General features: G+C 60.9%; 18 protein-coding genes. 9 read left to right on the top strand and 9 right to left on the bottom strand.

Translation table 11 applies throughout. The features are described from left to right. Position 1: 1 nt before the first annotated feature. Positions 2–1,021 (bottom strand): deoxyribose-phosphate aldolase, encoded by a 1,020-nt coding sequence (gene deoC / locus MUY21_RS03710; protein WP_248409022.1) that lies wholly within the window; start codon positions 1,019–1,021, stop codon positions 2–4. A gap of 392 nt (positions 1,022–1,413) precedes the next feature. On the opposite strand from deoC, the gene MUY21_RS03705 reads away from it, so the two are divergent. The 5 genes from MUY21_RS03705 (at position 1,414) to oppF (ending at position 6,879) form a co-directional block, all read left to right on the top strand. Further along, a complete protein-coding gene (locus MUY21_RS03705) occupies positions 1,414–2,976 on the top strand; it encodes a peptide ABC transporter substrate-binding protein (RefSeq protein WP_248409185.1) in 1,563 nt (520 codons plus the stop codon). 72 nt (positions 2,977–3,048) lie between these two features. Continuing rightward, on the top strand, positions 3,049–3,990 hold the full coding sequence (gene oppB, locus MUY21_RS03700; RefSeq protein ID WP_248409021.1) for an oligopeptide ABC transporter permease OppB: 942 nt from the start codon (positions 3,049–3,051) through the stop codon (positions 3,988–3,990). A gap of 13 nt (positions 3,991–4,003) precedes the next feature. Then, complete coding sequence (locus tag MUY21_RS03695) at positions 4,004–4,909, top strand: ABC transporter permease subunit (RefSeq protein WP_248409020.1); 906 nt, start codon at positions 4,004–4,006, stop codon at positions 4,907–4,909. A gap of 12 nt (positions 4,910–4,921) precedes the next feature. Next, positions 4,922–5,896 carry an oligopeptide/dipeptide ABC transporter ATP-binding protein gene (locus MUY21_RS03690; RefSeq protein ID WP_248409019.1) on the top strand — a complete coding sequence of 325 codons (975 nt, stop codon included), beginning with the start codon at positions 4,922–4,924 and terminating at the stop codon, positions 5,894–5,896. After that, positions 5,893–6,879, top strand: a complete 987-nt coding sequence (oppF, locus tag MUY21_RS03685) for a murein tripeptide/oligopeptide ABC transporter ATP binding protein OppF (protein ID WP_248409018.1) — start codon at positions 5,893–5,895, stop codon at positions 6,877–6,879. Before MUY21_RS03690 ends, oppF begins: the two co-directional genes overlap by 4 nt. A 48-nt stretch (positions 6,880–6,927) precedes the next feature. Here the strand turns inward: oppF and MUY21_RS03680 are convergent, their stop codons facing one another. Beyond that, a complete protein-coding gene (locus MUY21_RS03680; protein ID WP_248409017.1) occupies positions 6,928–7,119 on the bottom strand; it encodes a heavy-metal-associated domain-containing protein in 192 nt (63 codons plus the stop codon). 144 nt (positions 7,120–7,263) lie between these two features. Between MUY21_RS03680 and MUY21_RS03675 the strand changes: the two genes are divergently transcribed. From MUY21_RS03675 to MUY21_RS03660, 4 genes are all read left to right on the top strand, one after another. Continuing rightward, a complete protein-coding gene (locus tag MUY21_RS03675; protein WP_248409016.1) occupies positions 7,264–9,726 on the top strand; it encodes a heavy metal translocating P-type ATPase in 2,463 nt (820 codons plus the stop codon). Next, a complete protein-coding gene (cueR, locus tag MUY21_RS03670; protein WP_248409015.1) occupies positions 9,723–10,130 on the top strand; it encodes a Cu(I)-responsive transcriptional regulator in 408 nt (135 codons plus the stop codon). Before MUY21_RS03675 ends, cueR begins: the two co-directional genes overlap by 4 nt. 97 nt (positions 10,131–10,227) lie before the next feature. Further along, positions 10,228–12,909, top strand: a complete 2,682-nt coding sequence (locus tag MUY21_RS03665; RefSeq protein ID WP_248409014.1) for a bifunctional acetate--CoA ligase family protein/GNAT family N-acetyltransferase — start codon at positions 10,228–10,230, stop codon at positions 12,907–12,909. A 35-nt stretch (positions 12,910–12,944) separates the two neighbouring features. Continuing rightward, positions 12,945–13,868, top strand: a complete 924-nt coding sequence (locus MUY21_RS03660) for a histone deacetylase family protein (protein WP_248409013.1) — start codon at positions 12,945–12,947, stop codon at positions 13,866–13,868. Here MUY21_RS03660 and MUY21_RS03655 read toward each other — a convergent pair whose 3' ends face one another. From MUY21_RS03655 to MUY21_RS03625, 7 genes are all read right to left on the bottom strand, one after another. Further along, entirely contained in the window at positions 13,869–14,942 is a 1,074-nt protein-coding gene (locus MUY21_RS03655; protein ID WP_248409012.1) for an FAD-binding oxidoreductase, read from the bottom strand. It abuts the gene before it with no gap. A gap of 117 nt (positions 14,943–15,059) precedes the next feature. Further along, positions 15,060–15,548: an EF-hand domain-containing protein gene (locus tag MUY21_RS03650; protein WP_248409011.1), complete on the bottom strand. Its 489-nt coding sequence runs from the start codon at positions 15,546–15,548 to the stop codon at positions 15,060–15,062. A gap of 102 nt (positions 15,549–15,650) precedes the next feature. Further along, positions 15,651–16,730 carry a BMP family ABC transporter substrate-binding protein gene (locus MUY21_RS03645; protein ID WP_248409010.1) on the bottom strand — a complete coding sequence of 360 codons (1,080 nt, stop codon included), beginning with the start codon at positions 16,728–16,730 and terminating at the stop codon, positions 15,651–15,653. Between the two features lies 1 nt (position 16,731). Further along, on the bottom strand, positions 16,732–17,520 hold the full coding sequence (locus tag MUY21_RS03640; RefSeq protein ID WP_248409009.1) for an ion transporter: 789 nt from the start codon (positions 17,518–17,520) through the stop codon (positions 16,732–16,734). A 9-nt stretch (positions 17,521–17,529) separates the two neighbouring features. Next, positions 17,530–18,453, bottom strand: coding sequence for an ABC transporter permease (locus MUY21_RS03635; RefSeq protein ID WP_248409008.1), 924 nt, complete (start codon positions 18,451–18,453; stop codon positions 17,530–17,532). Between the two features lie 11 nt (positions 18,454–18,464). After that, positions 18,465–19,550 carry an ABC transporter permease gene (locus MUY21_RS03630; protein ID WP_248409007.1) on the bottom strand — a complete coding sequence of 362 codons (1,086 nt, stop codon included), beginning with the start codon at positions 19,548–19,550 and terminating at the stop codon, positions 18,465–18,467. Continuing rightward, positions 19,547–21,028: an ABC transporter ATP-binding protein gene (locus MUY21_RS03625; RefSeq protein ID WP_248409184.1), complete on the bottom strand. Its 1,482-nt coding sequence runs from the start codon at positions 21,026–21,028 to the stop codon at positions 19,547–19,549. The genes MUY21_RS03630 and MUY21_RS03625 overlap by 4 nt, the downstream gene beginning before the upstream one ends. Between the last annotated feature and the right edge of the window lie 2 nt (positions 21,029–21,030).

Below are 21,030 nucleotides of genomic sequence, written 5' to 3'. Positions count from 1 at the left end.
CTTAGCCCATCGGGTGGCGGTAGGTGGCCGAGTAATGGCCTGTCACGTGGTGTTCCAACTGGCGTTCGATATCGCCCAGAAGCGAGCTGGCGCCGAAGCGGAACAGGTCGGGTGTCAGCCAGTCATCGCCCAGTTCTTCCTTGATCAGCGCCAGATAGGTCAGGGCATCCTGGGCTTTCGAAATGCCACCGGCAGGCTTGTAGCCGACTTGATATCCAGTGGCTTCGTAATAATCCCGGATCGCGCGGATCATCACGAGGCTGACGGGCAGGGTCGCGTTCACGCTTTCCTTGCCGGTCGAGGTTTTGATGAAATCCGCCCCCGCCATCATGCAAACCAGCGATGCCCGCGCAACATTGCGCAGGCTGCCAAGTTCGCCGGTGGCAAGTATGGCTTTCACATGCGCGTCACCACAGGCTTCGCGGAAGTCACGCATCTCGTCATACAGCGCCTGCCAGTTGCCTGTCAGCACGTGCTGGCGCGAGATCACGATGTCAATCTCGGACGCGCCAGCGCGCACGCTTTCACGGATTTCCTCGACCCGCAGGTGATAGGGGCTCAGGCCCGCCGGAAATCCCGTCGATACGGCGGCGACCGGCAAGCTGACTCCCATGTGTTTCAGGGTCTCGACCGCGGTGGGGATCATGTCATGGTAAACACAGACGGCACCGGTGGTGATGGCGTCGACGCCTAGCGCCTGCATGATTTCCGGGCGTACGGGGTGCGCGGCCTTTGCGCACAGGCGGCGCACGCGCCCGGGCGTATCATCACCCGCAAGCGTGGTCAGGTCGATCATGGTGATGGCTTTCAGAAGCCACGCGGCCTGATGTTCCTTTTTGACGTTGCGCCGCCCCGGCAGGGTCGCGCAGCGGCGTTCGATGGCGGACGTGTTGGCTTGGACGGCACGCACCCAGTTCATGTCCAGCGCCATGCCCGGATTGCGGGCAGGGGTCACTTGCGGCAATTGCGCCGTGTCCCGATCCCGTTTCGAGGTGCGGGTTGATGTCTGTTCGCTTTGCACGGATTTCCCTCGGATTGGTCCAGTGGCCTTAGTTACGTCACGTTCGCATGTGGCTTGGGAATTGGCAATATTCAGGGTCGCAAGCGGCCTTTACGTCAATCCCGCCGACATATTGACGAAACATCACGTCGTTTTCACGGATGTTGACGGAGGGTTACGACGATCCGGGCTCTCGGATTGTTGAAAAACCGGTCGCCTCGCAAGGAGTTGTCACCCCGTGTCGGATGCGCATAGGATGCTGCATCGGTGATTGCCCGAGAGCTGAGTCTCTCGCGGAACGATAGAATACTGTTCAGGGCATCACCCCTGATATCTGACTAGGGAGAACCTTCATGAAATTTACAATCAAAGCAGCCCTTCTGTGTTCGGCGTTTGCGGTCGCAGGCCCGGCTATGGCTGCGGGCACCCACCCGGTAACGGGCGAGGCGCTGGCAGACAACCAGACCTATACTTATCGTATGCTGGATGACGTGAAGTCGTTCGATCCGCAAATCAACACCGACGTGGAAGGTTCGCATATCCTGCGTGACCTGTTCGAAGGTCTGGTGAACTCGGACCCGCAGGGCAACTCGGTTCCCGGTGCGGCCGAAAGCTGGGAAGTGTCGGAAGACGGTCTGACCTATACCTTCAAGCTGCGCGATGCCAAGTGGTCGAACGGCGACCCGGTGACCGCTGGTGACTTTGTCTATGCCTGGCGCCGTCTGGCCGATCCGGCCACCGCATCGGAATACGCCTGGTACATGGAACTGATGGGCGTTGAAAACGCGACCAAGATCGTCGCAGGCGAAGCCGAAGTTGACACGCTGGGCGTGACCGCCATTGACGACAAGACCCTTGAGGTCAAGATCGACGCGCCGCGCCCCTATTTCCCTGGGATGCTGACTCATGCGTCCACCTTCCCGGTGAACCAGAAGGTGATCGAGGAACATGGCAACGACTGGACCAAACCCGGCAACCTGGTGGGTAATGGTGCCTATGTCCTGACCGACTATGTGCCCGGCGTAAAAGTCGTGCGCGAGCGGAACCCGATGTATTGGGACAATGACAACACGATCCTCGAAACCGTGACCGCGCTTGTCATCAATGATGAAAACATCGCCCTGACGCGTTACGACGCAGGCGAGGTGGACAAGACCGAAGTTCCCGCAGGCCAGTATCCGGCGCTGAAGGAAAAACTGCCGGACGAGACCTATTCGACGCCGCGGTCGTGCTCTTACATCTACATGTTCAACCTGGGTGAAAACGGGCCTGAAGCCCTGAAGGACGTGCGCGTTCGCAAGGCAATGTCCTATGCGTTGAACCGCGACGTGATTGTCGACAGTATCCTGAAAGGCGGTCAATATCCGTCCTATAACTGGACGCACCAGAAAACCGCCGGGTTCGAAATGCCGAACATCGAGTATGCGACCTGGACCCAGGAAGAGCGTGAAGCCAAGGCCAAGGAACTGCTGGCCGAAGCCGGGTACGGCGAAGGCGGCAAGCCGCTTGAGCTGACGCTGAACTATAACACCTCGGAAGCCCACAAGAAGATCGCCATCGCGGCTTCGCAGATGTGGAAGCAGACGCTGGGTGCGAACATCACCCTGGCCAACTTCGAATGGAAGGTTCACTTGGACAAGCTGCGCAACGGCGATTTCGGCATGGCCCGTTACGCCTGGTGCGGTGACTATAACGAACCGTCGACCTATACCGATCTGTTTACCTCGACCTCGGGGCACAACAACGGCAAATTCTCGAACGAGAAGTATGATGAACTGGCAAAAGCAGCCAAGACATCGGAAAACCCCGCCGAGGAATACAAGCAGATGGAGCAGATCCTGGCCGACGAAATGCCGATCGTTCCGGTGTATCAATACACCAACGTGATCATGGTCAAACCGGATCTGAAGGGATATCCGTTTGAAGATCTGATGAACAACATCTATTCCCGCCGGATGTACAAGGTGGCTGAATAAGCCTGACCTGTTCAAACTTAATCGGGGCTGGCCCGGGCAACCGGGCCGCCCACCTAATAGCGGGGCTTTCACATGCTGGGTTTTGTTATTCGTCGCATCGCGATGGCCGTTCCAGTCATCCTGATCCTGATCGTTTTCTCCTTCGTCCTGATGCGCGCCGCGCCCGGTGGGCCGTTCACGAAAGAACGCGCGCTGCCGCCGGTGGTGCTGGAAAATATCAACGCCAAATACGGGCTTGATGACCCGTTTCTTGTGCAGATCGGGACGTATCTGAAAAACATCCTGTTCCATTTCGATTTCGGGCCGAGCTTCGTCTATCAGGACCGGACGGTGAACCAAATCATCGCGGACGGGTTTCCTGTGACACTGACATACGGGTTCTGGACCTTTGTATTCGCCGTTCTTGTCGGGGGGGCGCTGGGCATCGTTGCCGCGTTGAAACAGAACACCTGGATCGACTATCTGGCGGTCGGATTTTCCATCGGGGCGCAGGCGCTGCCCAACTTCATCATGGCACCCATTCTTGTGCTTGTCTTTACGCTTTGGCTGGGCTGGCTGCCCGGTGGCGGCTGGTGGGGCGGGCCGGGGGATCCGAACTCCTATACCTCATACCTGATTATGCCGGTGATTGCGCTGGCGACATCTTACCTTGCGTCGATTGCGCGACTCACGCGGTCGTCGATGCTTGAGGTGATGAACTCGAACTTCATTCGCACTGCGCGGGCCAAGGGCCTGCCGGACCGCACGATCATCCTGCGTCATACGCTGAAACCGGCGCTGATTCCGGTGATTTCCTATCTGGGGCCGGCCTTTGTCGGCATGATCACCGGTTCGGTCGTGGTGGACATGTTCCTGTCCACGGGCGGCATCGGCAAGGATTTCGTGCAGGCCGCGCTGAACCGCGATTATTCGGTGATCATGGGGATCACCATTCTGGTCGGGATGCTGACTATCATGTTCAACTTGCTGGTGGACGTGCTTTACGCATGGATCGACCCGCGGATTCGGTACTGAGGGGGGCACGCACATGACACATGTCACAAACGTGGAAACCGCCGAAGTCGTCAAGGGCCGCTCGCTGTGGCAAGACGCGCGGGCCCGGTTCTTTCGCAACAAGGCGGCCGTCGCGTCGATGGTCATCCTGATCCTTGTCTCGCTGTTTGCGCTGTTCGGCGGGATGCTGACGCCCTGGTCCAATGAAGAGATCGATTGGAACCTGATGGGCGATGTGCGCACACTTGGTGGGCCGTCGTTCGAAACCAAGCACTATTTCGGGCTGGACCCGCTGGGACGTGACCTGTTTGCCCGCGTGGTGCAGGGGACGCAGATCTCTCTGATGATCGGTATCGTCGGTGCGCTGATTTCAGTGATCGTCGGCACGCTCTATGGTGCCACTGCCGGGTTCATCGGTGGGCGGCTGGACAACATCATGATGCGGATCGTCGATATCCTGATGGCGATCCCCTATATGTTCGTCCTGATCCTGCTTCTAGTGGTGTTCGGGCGGTCGATCTTCATGCTGTTCGTCGGGATCGGCCTGATCTCGTGGCTGGACATGGCGCGGATCGCGCGGGGCCAGACCCTGTCGATCAAGAACAAGGAGTTTGTCGAGGCCGCGATTGCCACTGGTGTGTCGACACCGAAGATCATCATTCGCCACATCGTGCCGAACCTGCTGGGCGTCGTCATCGTCTATGCCACACTTCTGGTGCCGTCGATGATCATGTTCGAAAGTTTCATTTCGTTCCTTGGGCTGGGTGTGCAGGAACCCCTGACCAGCTGGGGTGCGTTGATCAACGAAGGGGCAGGGCAGATGCGCTATGGCACCCTGTGGATGCTGGGCTTCCCGCTGTTCTTCTTCCTGATCTCGCTTTTTGCTTTCTTTTTCTTCGGTGACGGTCTGCGCGATGCGCTGGACCCGAAAGACCGATAGGGGTTTCGCAACATGGCACTACTTGAAGTTCGTGAACTGAGCGTTCACTTCGACACCCCTGACGGCACAGTCACCGCCGTGGACCGGATCAGTTTCGATCTGACCGCGGGTGAAACACTGGGCGTTGTGGGCGAAAGCGGGTCGGGCAAAAGCCAGACAGTCTTTGCGATCATGGGTCTTTTGGCCCGCAACGGTAAGGCGACCGGGTCGGTCAAGCTGGCCGGGGAAGAGATCCTGAACATCTCGACCAGCAGGCTGAACAAGATCCGGGCCCAGAAGATCGCGATGATCTTTCAGGATCCGATGACCTGTCTGAACCCGTTCATGCGGGTGTCCGACCAGATGGCCGAGGTGCTGACTCATCACAAAGGCATCTCGAAATCCGAGGCCGTGCGCCAGTCGGTCGAGTTGCTGGATGCGGTGCGCATCCCCGAGGCGAAGAAGCGCGTCACCATGTATCCGCATGAGTTTTCGGGCGGGATGCGCCAGCGGGTCATGATCGCCATGTCGCTTCTGTGCAAGCCCGACATCCTGATCGCGGACGAACCGACCACGGCGCTGGACGTGACGGTGCAGGCGCAGATTATGAAACTGCTTGAGGATCTGCAGGCCGAGTTCGGCATGTCGATCATCCTGATCACACATGACCTTGGCGTCGTGGCCGGGTCGTGCAAGGAAACGCTGGTCATGTATGGCGGGCAGCAGATGGAATACGGCACCACCGAGGGCCTGTTCGAGATGCCCACCCATCCTTACACGATGGGCCTGTTGAAAGCCGTGCCGCGCCTTGACCTTGAAAGTCCGCGCCTGGCGACCATTCCGGGCAGCCCGCCCAACATGATGAATATGCCAATCGGCTGCCCATTCTCGCCCCGATGCGAGTTTGCAATCAAGGATTGCGCCACGATCCGACCGACTCTGAACGGGGTTGCGGGTCGTAAAGTGCGTCGGCGCGCCTGTATCAGACCATTGGAGGAGCTTGTATGAACGCCCAATCGCCTCTGCTGTCCGTCCGTGACCTGAAAGTGTGGTTCGACATCAAGCCCAAGGGCGCGATGCCCTGGACGTCACCCGACAAACTGAAGGCCGTGGATGGTGTCGACTTCGACCTCATGCCCGGTGAAACCCTTGGTATCGTGGGGGAAAGTGGCTGCGGAAAATCCACGCTGGCACGTGCCATCATGCGCATGGTTCCGGCCGAAGGTGGCACCGTTTTGTGGCTGGGGGATGATCTTCTGTCGCTGAACAAACAGGGCATGCGCGAGCATCGCAAAGAGATGCAGATGATCTTTCAGGACCCGCTGGCGTCCCTGAACCCGCGCATGACCATTGGCCAGATCGTGGCCGAGCCGCTCAAGACCCATTACCCCGAGGTCTCGAAGGCCGAGGTGAAAACCCGCGTGCGTGAGGTGCTGGACCGGGTGGGCATCCTGCCCAACATGATCAACCGCTATCCGCACGAGTTTTCCGGTGGGCAATGTCAGCGGATCGGGATCGCGCGTGCGTTGATCCTGCGCCCACAATTGATCATCTGCGACGAACCCGTGTCGGCCCTGGACGTGTCCATTCAGGCGCAGGTGATCAACCTGTTGATGGACATCCAGCAGGAAATGGGGCTGAGCCTCATTTTCATCGCCCACGATCTGTCGGTGGTGAAACACATCTCGACCCGGGTGATGGTGCTGTATCTGGGCAATGTCGTTGAGATCAGCGAGGCCGAGCAGCTTTATCGTGCGCCCGGCCATCCCTACACGCAGGCGCTGATCTCGGCGGTTCCGATCCCCGATCCCAAGGCCCACGCCGAGAATGAGGTTATGTTGCTGGATGCTGACCTGCCGTCGCCGCTTGATCCACCATCGGGCTGCGTGTTCCGCACCCGTTGTCCGCTGGCAGAAAAGGTTTGCGCGGAAACCAAGCCACCGCTGACGGATCGCGGCAACGGGCAACAGGTGGCCTGCCACGTGATCTGACCCGGAGCGTTCCCGGTTCACAGAAACCCCGGCCCGTGCCGGGGTTTTCTATTTCTGCTCGGCGGGAAAACCGATCTGGTCCAGCTTCTCGATCACCTCTTCGGGTGACAGGCCAAGAACGTCGACCGTGCGGGCCTCCATGTCGAACGCCAGTTTTTCGGCCCCGGCATTCGTCAGGGTCTCGGTGATCGAGGCTTTGCAATGTCCACAGCTCATGTCGGGCACGTGAAATGTTGTCATGGAAACCCTTTTCGCAACGGTGTTTCCCTTTCCATACGCTCAATTTTCAACGGGTCAAGCGCGGGAAAGAAATTTCGTGATACATCTTGACCTTCCAGTTACTGGAAGCCTTATCTAAACTGCACAACGAAATCGGAGTGCCCCATGTCGGCTGCGAATACCCTGACCCTGAAACTTGAAAACCTGTCCTGTGCGTCCTGCGTCGGGCGGGCTGAACGCGCCCTGACCGCTGTTGACGGGGTCGAAAGCGCCCCGGTCAATTTGGCGAATGAATCCGCGCGTGTCGTGTTTTCGGATCCGGCCAGCGCCAACAAGTTGACCGATGCGCTGGATCGCGCGGGCTATCCGGCGCGGCGCGAAACCGCGGTGCTGGAGGTCGGGTCGATGACCTGCGCCTCCTGCGTCGGGCGGGTCGAGCGGATCTTAGCAGCGACCCCCGGTGTGCTTGAGGCACGGGTCAACCTGGCCTCGGAACGGGCGTTCGTGACCTATCTGGCCGGTGCCGCTTCCCCGGATGATCTGGCCGCGAAAGTGACGAAGGCGGGATTTCCGTCGCGCCCGCGTGACGACGGCGCCGCCGACGGACCACGCGACAAAGAGGCCGAGGCACTGGCCCTGAAGCAAAGGGCGCTTCTGGCCGCCGCCCTGACATTGCCCGTGTTCATCCTTGAAATGGGCGGGCATCTTTTTCCGCCCTTCCACCACTGGATTGCGCGCACCATCGGCCTTGGCACCTCGCACTGGATCCAGCTTGTTCTGACGACGATTGTCATGGCTGGTCCGGGTCGGGTGTTCTTTGCCAAGGGCATTCCCGCGCTGTTGCGCGGCGCGCCCGAGATGAACGCACTGGTCGCGTTGGGCACCTCTGCCGCCTATCTTTATTCGGTCGTGTCGGTGGTCGCGCCGGGCATCCTGCCGGCTGGCACGGCAAATGTCTATTTTGAGGCCGCCGCCGTCATCATCGTGCTGATCCTGATCGGTCGCTGGATGGAGGCGCGCGCCAAGGGCCGCACCGGAGAGGCCATCCGCGCCCTTGTCGCGCTTGCCCCCAACGAGGCGTTGGTAGACGCCGATGGCAAGATTCTGACCCGCCCCGTGTCGCAAGTCGTCACCGGCGAGATTGTCGTGATTCGCCCCGGTGAACGCGTGCCGCTGGACGGCGAGGTGATCGAGGGTGAAAGCCCTGTTGATGAAAGCATGATCACCGGCGAACCCGTACCCGTGGCCAAGGCGAAGGGCGACAGCGTGACAGGCGGCACCGTGAACGGGAAAGGGGCGCTGAAGGCGCGGGTCACGGCGGTCGGTCCAGATACGCTTTTGTCGCAGATCGTGCGGATGGTCGAAGACGCGCAAGGTGCGCGCCTGCCCATTCAGGCGCTGGTCGACCGGATCACGGCAGTGTTCGTGCCCATCGTGATGGGGATCGCGGCATTGACCGTGCTGGTCTGGCTGGTGTTCGGCCCCGACCCCGCGCTGGGTCTGGCGCTGGTTGCGGGTGTGTCGGTTCTGATTATCGCCTGCCCCTGTGCCATGGGATTGGCGACGCCCACCTCGATCATGGTGGGCACCGGACGGGCGGCGCAACTGGGTGCCTTGTTTCGTCGGGGCGATGCGTTGCAATCGCTGCAATCCGCGCAGGTCGTGGCCTTCGACAAGACCGGCACACTGACACAGGGTCGGCCCGAGATGACGGCATTTGAAACCGTGGGGGACCGCGATGCAGACACCGTGCTGGCCATGGTCGCCGGGGCCGAGGCACAAAGTGAGCACCCATTGGCGCAAGCGATCCTGCGCGGAGCCGAGGAACGTGGTGTTACCCCTTTGCAAGCCAGCAACGTGCAGACCGTGACCGGGTTTGGATTGCAGGCGGATATTGACGGATCTCAGGTTCTTGTCGGGTCACAATCGTTCATGGCGCGCGAAAATGTTCCCATGTCCGACCTGACCGATCGTGCGGACCCCATGCGGGCAAAGGGCCACACTGTGTTTTTCGTGGCGATTGACGGGCAGTTGGCCGCGTTGATCGGAGTGTCCGACCCGATCAAGCCCGACACCGGACCCGCCTTGGCCGCTTTGCGCGCCATGGGCAAACAACTGGCCATGATCACTGGCGATGACCCGGCGACGGCAGCAGCGATTGCCGACCAGCTTGGTATCGACCACGTGGATGCCGGCGTGTTGCCCGATGGGAAAGTGGAAGCGATCGAAGTCTTGCAATCGCGCTTCGGCAAGGTGGCATTTGTCGGTGACGGGATAAACGATGCTCCGGCACTTGCACGCGCCGATGTGGGGCTGGCCATCGGCACCGGCACCGATGTTGCAATTGAAGCGGCGGATGTCGTGTTGTCGTCCGGCGCGTTGTCGGGTGTGGTCAACGCCTTTGAGATCAGCCGCCGCACCATGAACAACATCCGGCAAAACCTGTTCTGGGCCTTCGGCTACAACGTGTTGCTGATCCCGGTGGCGGCGGGTGTGCTTTATCCCGTCTGGGGCTTGCTGCTGTCCCCGATGCTGGGGGCGGGGGCGATGGCGGCGTCCTCGGTCCTTGTGTTGACCAACGCCTTGCGCCTGCGCTTTGTCCGCCCGCTGCTGGAGGAGACCTCATGAACATTTCCCAGGCTGCCCAACGCACTGGATTGCCCGCCAAGACCATCCGCTATTACGAGGATATCGGGCTCGTCACCCCCAGTCGCGACACCAACGGCTATCGCGTCTTCGCTGATCAGGAGTTGCACAAGCTGACATTCCTCGCCAGATCGCGCGCGCTTGGCTTCTCGATCGAGGATTGCCGCGCTCTGCTGGCGCTTTATGAAGATCAGTCCCGCGCCAGCAGCGATGTCAAACGCATCGCCGCTCAGCATCTGGAAGAAATCGAAGCGAAAATCGCGGATCTCAGGGCCATGCGTGATACGCTGTCGGAACTGGTGCGCGCCTGTTCGGGAGATGATCGGCCCGACTGCCCAATCCTGAAAGGGATCGAACATGCGGGCGGTCCTGCCCGCAGGTCTTGAGCCACATCAAAGACAGCCCGGTTTTGCAGGTGCAGAAACGTGGCAGGAGGAATAGTCGGCCACCCTGTGGTGTGCCTTGCGCGTAGGATGTCATATCATGGACAAAAGCCCACTTAGCCCTCTGTTCGACCCTCGATCCGTCGCCGTGTTCGGGGCCAGCCCCTCTGGCCATTCGGTCGGCGCGCTTGCTTATGCCAATCTGGTTGCAGGCGGATTTGACGGTGCCATCTATCCGATCAATCCCAAACACAAGAAAATCGACGCGGCAGAGTGCTATCCGACCATTTCGGATATCGCGAAGGATATTGACCTTGCGGTTATCGCCACCCCGGCGCGCACGGTGCCGGGCATCATGCGCGATTGTGCCCAGGCCGGGGTGAAGGCTGCGATCATTCTGTCTGCCGGGTTCAGCGACGGTGACCAGAAGGGTCGCGCTTATGAAAGCCAGGTCATGCACGAGGCGCGCAAGGCTGGCATTCGGGTGCTGGGTCCGAATTGCGTCGGGCTGGTGCGGCCCTGGTTGGGGCTGAACGCCACGTTTCTGAAGTCGCAGGCGCCGAAGGGGCGGTTGGCGATGGTGTCGCAATCGGGGGCGCTGATCTCGGCCATTGCGGATTGGGCGGGACCACACCATTCGGGGTTTTCGGCCATGGTGTCGCTGGGCAGCTCGCTGGATGTCGATATCGGGGACACGCTGGATTATCTGGTGAATGACCCCAAGACCGACGCCATACTGCTGTATGTCGAAGGGGTGAAGGACGCGCCGAACTTCATGTCGGCGATGCGCCGGGCGGCGCGCCTGAAACCGGTGATCGTTCTGAAATCAGGGCGACATGCAGTCGGTGCCAAGGCCGCGCATACCCATACCGGGGCGCTGATCGGCTCGGATCAGGTGTTTGATGCGGCGCTGGAACGTGTGGGCGCTGTGCGCGTCAACACGCTGGGGCAGTTGTTCGCCGCCGCCGAGCTTTTGGCGAACACAAAGAAAACCTCCGGCGACCGGCTGTGCATCATCACCAATGGGGGTGGGGCCGGGGTGCTGGCTGCGGACCGGGCGGGCGATCTGGATATCAGCCTGCCGCCCCTGTCCGATGCCACCCGCAAGACGCTGGACAAGCTGCTGCCCGCGTACTGGAGCCACGCAAACCCCGTTGACATTCTGGGCGATGCCACGCCCGATGCTTATGGTGCCGCCGTCAAGGCCGCCATTACCGACCCCGAGGTCGATGGCGTTCTGGTTCTGTTGACGCCGCAGGCTATGACCGATGCAACCGCCGCTGCCAAAGCCGTGAAAGCGGCCTTGCCAAAGCGCAACAGGAAACCGGTACTGGCCTGCTGGATGGGCGAAGACGTGGTTGCAGAAGGGCGCAACTTGTTGTCCGAAGCGGGGATTTCCGTCTTCGAGACACCTGAACGGGCGGTCGAGGGGTTTTCGTACCTCGTGCAGCACAATCGCAACCGGCAGCTCTCGCTTGAGGTGCCGCGCGCGCGCGCCTTTGAGCAAGGGCTTGATCTGAACGGCGCGCGAATGATCATTGCAAACGCTTTGGCCACCGGGCGAAGCATGCTCTCTGATACCGAAAGCAAGGCGTTGCTCAGCGCGTTCAACATCCCAGTGAACCTGACCTTCGAGGCGAAGACATCGAACGACGCCCTGATCGCTGCCGAAACCGTGCGCTTTCCCGTCGCAATGAAAATCTCGTCCCCCGACGTGTCGCATAAAACCGATGTGGGGGGCGTAAAGATCAACGTCGCTCATGCCGCATCAGTGACACGCGCGTTTCACGAGATCGTTGCCAACGTCAGAAAGGCCCAGCCCGACGCCGAAATCACCGGTGTCACGGTCGAGGCGATGTCACATCTCAGGCAGGCGCGCGAGCTTGTCATCGGGGCCAGCCGCGATCCGGTGTTCGGGCCGACGATCCTGTTCGGGGCCGGCGGCACGATGGTCGAGGTGATGAAAGACAGCGCCGTGGCCCTGCCGCCGTTGAACGCGGTTCTGTCGGAGCGGCTGATCAATCGTACACGTGTCTCAAAGGCGCTGGACAGCTTCCGCGACTATGACCCGGTCGACAAGGCGGCGCTGGTGGATGTGCTGAAGCGTATCTCGATCATCGTCAGCGAACTGCCCGAGATTGTCGAGCTGGACATCAACCCGTTGTTTGCCGGACCGGACGGTGTTCTGGCGGTGGATGCGCGCATCACCGTGGCGCGACCGCCATCCAATGACGGCCGATATGACCACATGGCGATCCACCCCTATCCGCGCCATCTTGCGCGCCAGACCTTCCTGCGCGACGGCACGCCCCTGACCATCCGCCCGATCCGGCCCGAAGATGCCGAGCATGAAAAGCAGTTCATGCGCGATTTGTCGGACGAGGCGAAGATGATGCGTTTCATGGGGTCGGTGAACGAGCTGAGCCCGGAGCTGCTCGCGCAGTTCACCCAGATCGACTATCGCCGGGAAATGGCGCTGGTCGCCATGGCCGAGATCGACGGCGCGCCGGTTCAGGTCGGCGTGGCGCGATACGTGATCAATCCCGATTGGAAAAGCTGCGAATTTGCGGTCGTCGTGTCCGACCGCATTCAGAATCAGGGGCTGGGTACCAAGCTGATGAAGGGGCTGTTCAAGGCCGCGCAGGATCACGGGCTGAAAGTGATCGAAGGCACGGTTCTGCGCAAGAATGCCCCGATGCTGCGCCTGATGAAGGATCTGGGTTTCACCCAGCGGCCCGACCCGGATGACCATGATGTGGTGATCGTCGAACGCGAACTTTAGGCCCGGCACAACGCAGGTTCAGGAGAGGAGACCGAATGCTGTCCATCATATCGCACCCAGAGTGCCGAGACCACGATGCAGGCCCCCTGCACCCCGAAAGCAAGGCGCGGCTGGATGCGATCAACAACCAGTTGATCATGTCAGGCATGGACTACGTTGTGCGCCACCGCGATGCGCCGCTGGTCGAACGGGCGCAGCTCGAACGGGTGCATGACAGCGATTATCTGGACCGCGTCTATGCGCTGGCACCAGGGCAGGGGATGCAAAGTGTCGAAGTGGATGGCGATACGGTGATGAGCCCTGGCACCTTGCGCGCCGCCGAACGGGCCGCCGGGGCGGGCGTGCTGGGGGTCGATCTGGTGATGTCGAACGAGGCCAACCCTGTCTTTTGCATGATCCGCCCGCCGGGCCACCATGCCGAACGTGACAAGGCGATGGGGTTTTGTCTGTTCAATAATATCGCGGTGGCGGCTGCCCATGCGCTGGACGCGCATGATCTGTCGCGCGTCGCGATCATTGATTTCGACGTGCATCACGGCAACGGCACAGAAGAGATCTTCAAGACCGAACCCCGCGTGCTGTTCTGTTCCAGTTTCCAGCACCCGTTCTATCCATTCACCGGGCATGAGAAGGAAACCGACAATCTCGTTGATATTCCCCTGTCTGCAGGCGCGGGCAGCGCCGAATTTCGCGAGGCCGTCAGCGCCCACTGGCTGCCGCATCTCAAGGCGTTCAAACCTGAGTTTCTGTTCATCTCGGCCGGATTCGATGCTCATGTCGCCGATGATATGTCCAGCGTTCAACTGACCGATGCCGACTATGAATGGGTCACGCGCGAGTTGAAGGCAGTGGCAGATGAGTTCGCCGATGGGCGGATCCTGTCGATGCTGGAAGGCGGATATGAACCGGATGTGTTGGCCCGGTCGGTGGTCAAACACCTGAACGTGCTTCTGGGGTAATCAGCAAAACCGCGCAGGATCAAGCGACGCCACGGTGCCTGCGTCCAGTTCGGATGACGCCCCGGAAACGAGATCGGCCAGCAAACGCGATGCCGCCGGGCTGGTCTGGAACCCGTATCCGCCTTGCCCTGCAAACCACAGGAAACCCGCGTCCTGCGGCGATGGCCCGATCACCAGGTTGCGGTCGGGTGCAAAACTGCGCAGCCCTGCCCAGTTGGCGATCATCCGCGTGACGGGTTCTGTGACCACCTCCTCATATCGGGCCAAGCCTTCGGCCAGAACCATGTCATCTGCCCATGCGTCCTGCGGGTCGAGCGGGTCGGCGTCGGCGGGGGATACGATCAGGGCGCCAGCATCCGGCTTGGCATACCAGCTTTCGCCCGCACCCATGAACATTGGCCAACCTGCCACGTCATGTCCGCCCGGTGCCGGAATGCGTGCCATCGAGCGGCGGAACGGCTGAATGCCGATGGGCGCGATCCCCGCCATCGCCGCCACCTGATCGGCCCATGCCCCGGCTGCGTTGACCAACATGCGCGATGAGAAGGTACCTTTTGGGGTCGTGACCATCCAGCCTGCATCATGGCGCGTGATCTGTTCGACGCGCGCGCCGGTGATCACCTCGCCGTCCGCGCGGATCTCGCGGGCGAAGTTCTGGATCAGAAGGTCGGTGTCGATGTCCCATGCGTCGGCGTGATACCCCGCACCCAGGATGGCCCCGGCATTCAGGATGGGCACCATCGCCTGTGCTTCGGTTACCGTAATCGGGTCCATCTTCATGGTCTTGAGGTCCTGCGCCAGCGTATCCTCCTGCCCTATGGTGGCCACGATCATCAACCCGCGCGGGCTGAGCACGCCGCCATTTGCCGTTTCGTGATACGGGCGCGAAGCGCGGTTCAGCGCGATGACACTGGACGCGCCATAGCTTTCTTCGAACATCGCAGCAGACCGGCCCGATGCGTGATAGGCAAGGGCATCTTCGGCCTCGATCAACGTGACGCGGCCCAACCGGGACAACCGCGCGCCCGCTGAAACGCCTGCAATCCCGCCACCAATAACGATAAAGTCCTGCATGATCCCGCCCGATCCTGATTCAGTTGAGTGATGATGCGGACAGTTGCATGGGGACGTGAAAAGCGAAAGACCCGGCAATGCCGGGTCAATCGAAATCATGGCATCGGGGCAATGCGATCAGCGTCGCCCGAAATCGTCCTGTGTCAGAACACCATCGCCATTGCGGTCTTGCGTCGGAAACCACAGGTCGACGCCTGACAGAAACTCTGCCCGCGTGACGCGCCCGTCGCCGTCAAGATCGGCGTTCTGACGGGTCATGGCCATCGCGGCGCCGTGCTCCCCCATGCCGGATCGCTTGCCCTGACCCTTGCCCTGACCTTGACCGCCCATCACCGCATACCCGTTTTCATTCATATCCGCCTCGCGGGCTTCATCGAACATGACGTATTCTTCTGCGGTCAGCACATCGTCCTCATTGGCATCGAAGGTGGTGAAAATGTCGCCACGCCGCTCGCGCGTTTCTTCGACGGTGACGACGCCGTCTTCGTTCAGATCCCAGTTTTCGATGAAGTGCAGGCCGGGCTGCTGTTGGGCGAAGACTGGAACCGAAAGAAAAGTTAGCAGAATGACAGAAAGGGGTTTCGAGACGTGCATTGTAAGCTCCATTGTTACCTGTTTCTCAAACGCACGGGCGCGGCGTTTCCGTCGCCTGCCACAAAAAAAGACCCCGCCCGAGGGCGAGGTCCAATAGGGCGTATGCCGGTCAGGTCAGCTGGAGGGGATTTCGCCCTCGATCCCTTCGACATAGAAATCCATGCCGGCCAGGGTGCCGTCATCCGCGGTTTCGCCTTCCGCCAGCCAGGCGCTGCCGTCCTGCTTGTTCAGCGGCCCGGTGAAAGCGTGATATTCGCCTGAACCCAGCGCGTCACGCAGAGCCTCGGCTTCGGCTTTCACATCGGCTGGCACCGCATCCGAAATCTCGCCAATGCCGACCATGCCGGCCCCGATGCCATCCCAGGTCGATTTGCTTTCCCAGGTGCCATCCATCACGGCTTTGGTCCGCGCGATATAGTAGGGGGCCCAGTTGTCGATGATCGACGAGACCCGCGGCATCGGCGCGTATTCTGACATATCGGACGCCTGACCGAAGGTGATGATGTCCCCGGCTTCCTGTGCGGCAGCTTGCGGGGCGGTGGAATCGGTGTGTTGCAGGATCACGTCGGCGCCTTGCTCGATCAGGGCTTTGGCCGCGTCGGCTTCCTTGGCGGGGTCAAACCAAGTATAGGCCCAGACGATTTTGAACTGAACGTCGGGGTTCACCTTCTTGGCGTGGATATAGGCCGCGTTGATACCGCGGATCACTTCCGGGATCGGGAAGGACGCGATATAGCCGATGATGTTCGATTTGGTCATCTTGCCGGCGATGTGGCCTTGCACGGCGCGCCCTTCATAGAAACGGGCCGAGTAGACGGACACGTTGGGTGCAGTCTTGTAGCCGGTGGCGTGCTCGAATTTCACGTCCGGGAACTTCTCGGCCACTGCAATGGTCGCGTCCATGTAACCGAACGAGGTGGTGAAGATCAGGTCGGCCCCGGCCAGAGCCATCTGGGTGATCGCACGTTCGGCGTCGGCCCCTTCCGGCACACTTTCCTGATAGATGGTTTCGACCTTGTCGCCGAACTCTTCCTCCACGGCCAGACGGCCCTGGTTGTGTTCATAGGTCCAGCCGCCATCGCCGATCGGGCCGACAAAGATAAAGCCGACCTTGGTCTTGTCCTCGGCCATGGCCGCGCCGGACAGCCCGGCGGCCACGGCCACACTGGCCAGAAGTGTTTTTACTGCACGCATTTCATTCTCCCTTGATGGTTTGAGCAGATTCTGAAGTTTCGTCGTCGCGGTCCTCGCCGTTTTTGGCGGCCTCGCGAATGCGTCGTTGTATGTTGGTTTCGCTTTCCAGAAGCGCGGCCGTCACGATGGCGGACGGGACAGCGATCACGCCCAGCCCGATGAACAGCACAAAGGTGGTGAAAATCTTGCCGCCCGGCGTGATCGGAAACATATCGCCATAGCCCACGGTCGTGAAGCTGGCGACTGCCCACCACAGGCTGTCGGGGATCGAGGTGAAGACTTCGGGCTGGGCGTCATGCTCAAAAATATAGATCCCGACCGCCGAGACATAAAGCATCAGCGCAGCAATCACGCCGAAAACCATAAGCTCGCCGCGCACCTGCTGAAATGCCACCACCAGACGTTCCATCGCGTGTGACCCACGAAACAGCTTCAGCAGCCGCACCAGCCGCAACAGGCGGAACGTGCGCACAACCATCCATTGCGGGGTCATCAGGGCGATGGCAGGGGCGATGCTCAGCAGATCAATCATGCCCCAGAAGCTGAATGCATATCGCAAGGGGCGATTGGCGGTGGCAAGACGTATCAGGTATTCGATGGCGAATACGACCAGCAGAAACAGCTCGAACCCAAGCAGAAAGCGGCGCAGGTGATCGGGCAGTTGCGGCATGGTTTCAAGCGCGATGGCAACTGCCGAGGCGACGATCAGCACATCCATCACACGCCCGACATTCACACCGCCCAAAGGCTTGTGGCCGTCCAGAATGTCGTGAATGTCGGGTTTGATCATCTGACCGGCCTAATGCGTCGCGTGAAAGATGCGCCCAAGTGAACCCGGTGCGCCATGATTGCCACGCAAAGAGATAACCACAAGCACAAGGATTGTCACGATATAGGGGCTCATCGCCAGGATTTCGACCGGTATCGCGGCGCCTGCGGCTTGCAGGTTCAACTGAAGCACCGTGATGCCGCCGAACAGATAGGCCCCCAGCAGCACACGCCACGGACGCCAGCTTGCAAACACAACGATGGCAAGGGCGATCCAGCCGGCACCAGCGGTCATCCCTTCGACCCATTGCGGCACCCGCACCAGGCTGACATAGGCCCCGCCCAGCCCGGCACAGGCGCCACCGAACGCGATGGCCAACAGACGCACGCGCACCACCTTGTAGCCAAGCGCATGGGCCGCATCGTGGTTTTCGCCGACACCGCGCAGGATCAAGCCCGCGCGGGTCCGCGTCAGCACATACCAGGTGGCGGCGACGATAATCAGGCTGACATAGACCATGGGGTCGTGCCGGAACAGGATCGGTCCCAGAATGGGAATATCGCCCAGCACGGGGATGTCCCATTTTGCCATGCTTGGCGCCTTCAGCCCTTCGTAAGGTTTGCCAATCAGCGAGGACAGGCCCAAGCCGAACAGGGTCAATCCCAGCCCGGTCGCGACCTGGTTCGACATGAGGTATAGCACCAGCACGCCAAACAGCATCGACAGCGCCGCCCCCGCCGCCGCAGCGGCCACAAAGCCGATGGCGGGGCTGCCTGTATTGACACCGATGGCAAAGCCGACCACCGCGCCGGTGATCATCATGCCCTCAACGCCAAGGTTCAGGACACCCGACTTTTCGACCACCGCTTCACCGATGGCCGCCAGAAGGATCGGCGTTGCCGCCACCATCAGGGACGCGAGAAGAAGAAGCGGGTTGATTTGACCAAGATCCATCATCGTTCTCCTTAAACGGTTGCGGGGGTGTTGAAACGAATGCGGTAATGCGACAGGACGTCCATCGCCAGAAGGAAGAACATCAGCATCCCTTGGAACATCTGGATCGCCGCCGCAGGCAGACCCAGCATCAACTGCGCCAGCTCGCCCCCGATATAGGTCAGCGCCATCAAAAGCCCGGCCAGCAGGATGCCGATGGGATGCAGGCGGCCCAGAAAGGCCACGATGATTGCGGTAAACCCATAGCCCGAGTTGAAGTCGATCGTGACCTGCCCGGCAGGGCCGGACACTTCGAACAGGCCTGCAAGCCCGGCCAGCGCGCCGGACGTGCCAAGGCAGAACAGGATCAAACGCGTCGGATTGACGCCCGCAAACCGGGCGGCGCGCGGCGCTTCGCCGGTCAGGCGCACCTGAAAGCCCAGCATGTGACGGGTCAGCAGGACATAGGCAAAGATGACGGCCACGAAGGCTGCGGCCACCCCCCAGTGCATCCCGGTGCCACTGATCAGTTCTGTGTTATAGGCGGCAGGAAAGTCGCGAAAATTGCGCGAGCCGGGGAATCCCATGCCTTCGGGGTTCTTCAAAAGCCCCTGACTGACGGAGGCCAACAGGTTCTCGGCCACATAGACAAGCATCAGACTTACAAGGATTTCATTGGTGCCGAACTTCACTTTCAGCACGCCCGGGATCATCGCCCAGGCCCAGCCCCCAAGCGCACCGGCCAGCACCATTGCCGGAAAGATCAGCACGCTGTCGGAGGGGTAGAAGGCCAGCCCGACCGCCGCGCCGCAGATCGCGCCCATGATGTATTGCCCCTCGGCTCCGATGTTCCAGATGCCCGCCCGGAACCCGAGACTCAGCCCGACGGCGATCAGGATCAGCGGGCCTGCCTTCACCAGAAGCTGCGGGCGGGAATAGGGGCCAAAGGTTTCATGAAACAGCGGATCCCAGAAGATCGTGCGGATGGCTTCCAGGGGCGGTTTGCCCAGCATCCAGAACATGATGCCACCGGCGATCATCGTGGCGATGACGGCCAGAACCGGCGTGAATCCTGCCCAGAATTTGGACGGTTGTGGGCGTTTTTCCAGATGTATCATGCTGCTGTTTCCCCGTGCACACCGCCCATCATCAGGCCGATCGTTTCAACATCCAGCCCCTGAGTGGGGACGGGGTCGGCCAAGCGGCCCTCGTTCAGGGCGGTGAAGCGGTCGGCGACCTCCATCAACTCGTCAAGATCCTGACTGATCACCACCACCGCAGCGCCGTGATGGGCCAGGTCCAGCAGCGATTGCCGGATCGCCGCCGCGGCCGAGGCATCCACCCCCCAGGTCGGCTGGTTCACGACCAACACGTCAGGGCGTTGCAAGACCTCGCGCCCGATCACGAATTTCTGCAGATTGCCACCCGACAGCGACCCCGCCGCATTGTCCGGCCCCGGCGTGCGCACGTCGAAAGCCTTGATGATACGGCGGGCGAAATCTTCGGTTCTGCCCCATTTCAGGAAGCCCCGGTCAACCAGTTTTTCACGCACGGCGCCGGTCAGAAGCGCGTTCTCCGTCAGGCTCATATCCGGCGCGGCTGAATGGCCCAGCCGTTCTTCCGGCGCTGTCAACAGGCCGCGCGCCCGGCGGGCATTGGGGTGGAGCAAGGTGATATCGTCACCGCCTAGCGTAATCGCACCTGTCTGGGCGCGGCCTTCGCCTGACAGAACAGCCAGCAATTCATCTTGTCCATTGCCCGCCACACCGCCGATGCCCAGAACCTCGCCTTTGCGCACCTCAAGCGAGATGTTGCGCAGGTCGGTGCCGAATTCGGATGGCGATTTCATCGACACGTCGTTCATCGACAGGGCGACGGGGCCGGGGTCTGCGGCCTCGCGGGAGGGCACGTGCAGCGTATCCCCCACCATCATCTCGGCCAGTTGGCGGGCCGATTTCTCGCGCGGGTCGCAGGTGTCGACCACTTTGCCAAGACGCAGGACGGTGGCGTGTTCGCACAGGGATCGGATTTCTTCCAGCTTGTGCGAGATATACAGGATCGCGGTGCCTTCGGCGGTCAGCTTGCGCAAGGTTTTGAAAAGAATATCAACCTCTTGCGGAGTCAAAACCGAGGTCGGTTCATCCATGATCAACAGCTTCGGGTCTTGCAGCAGACAGCGAATGATCTCGACCCGCTGACGTTCGCCCGCCGACAGATCGCCCACCACGCGATGCGGATCAAGCGGCAGGCCATAGGCCTGGCTCACCTCGCGGATGCGGGCCGACAACACGCGCCGGTCAGGCGGATTGTCCATGCCGAGCGAGATGTTTTCGGCCACCGACAGCGCGTCGAACAGGCTGAAATGCTGAAAAACCATCGTGACACCGGAACTGCGTGCCGCCGCCGGGTTGACCGGCGCAAAGCTTTCGCCGCGCAGCGTCATCTGCCCTGCATCCGGTTTGACCAGGCCATAGATCATCTTGACCAGTGTCGATTTCCCCGCCCCGTTTTCCCCCAGCAAGGCATGCACCTCGCCCGGTAGGATCGAAAACGAAACCTGATCATTGGCCACGACACCCGGATAGGCTTTCGTCATCC

This window comes from Aliiroseovarius sp. S2029, assembly GCF_023195575.1.
In the GTDB taxonomy this organism is placed as follows: domain Bacteria; phylum Pseudomonadota; class Alphaproteobacteria; order Rhodobacterales; family Rhodobacteraceae; genus Aliiroseovarius; species Aliiroseovarius zhejiangensis.
Note: the sequence above shows the minus strand (reverse complement) of the source record. Positions and strands in the feature narration are given on the sequence as shown.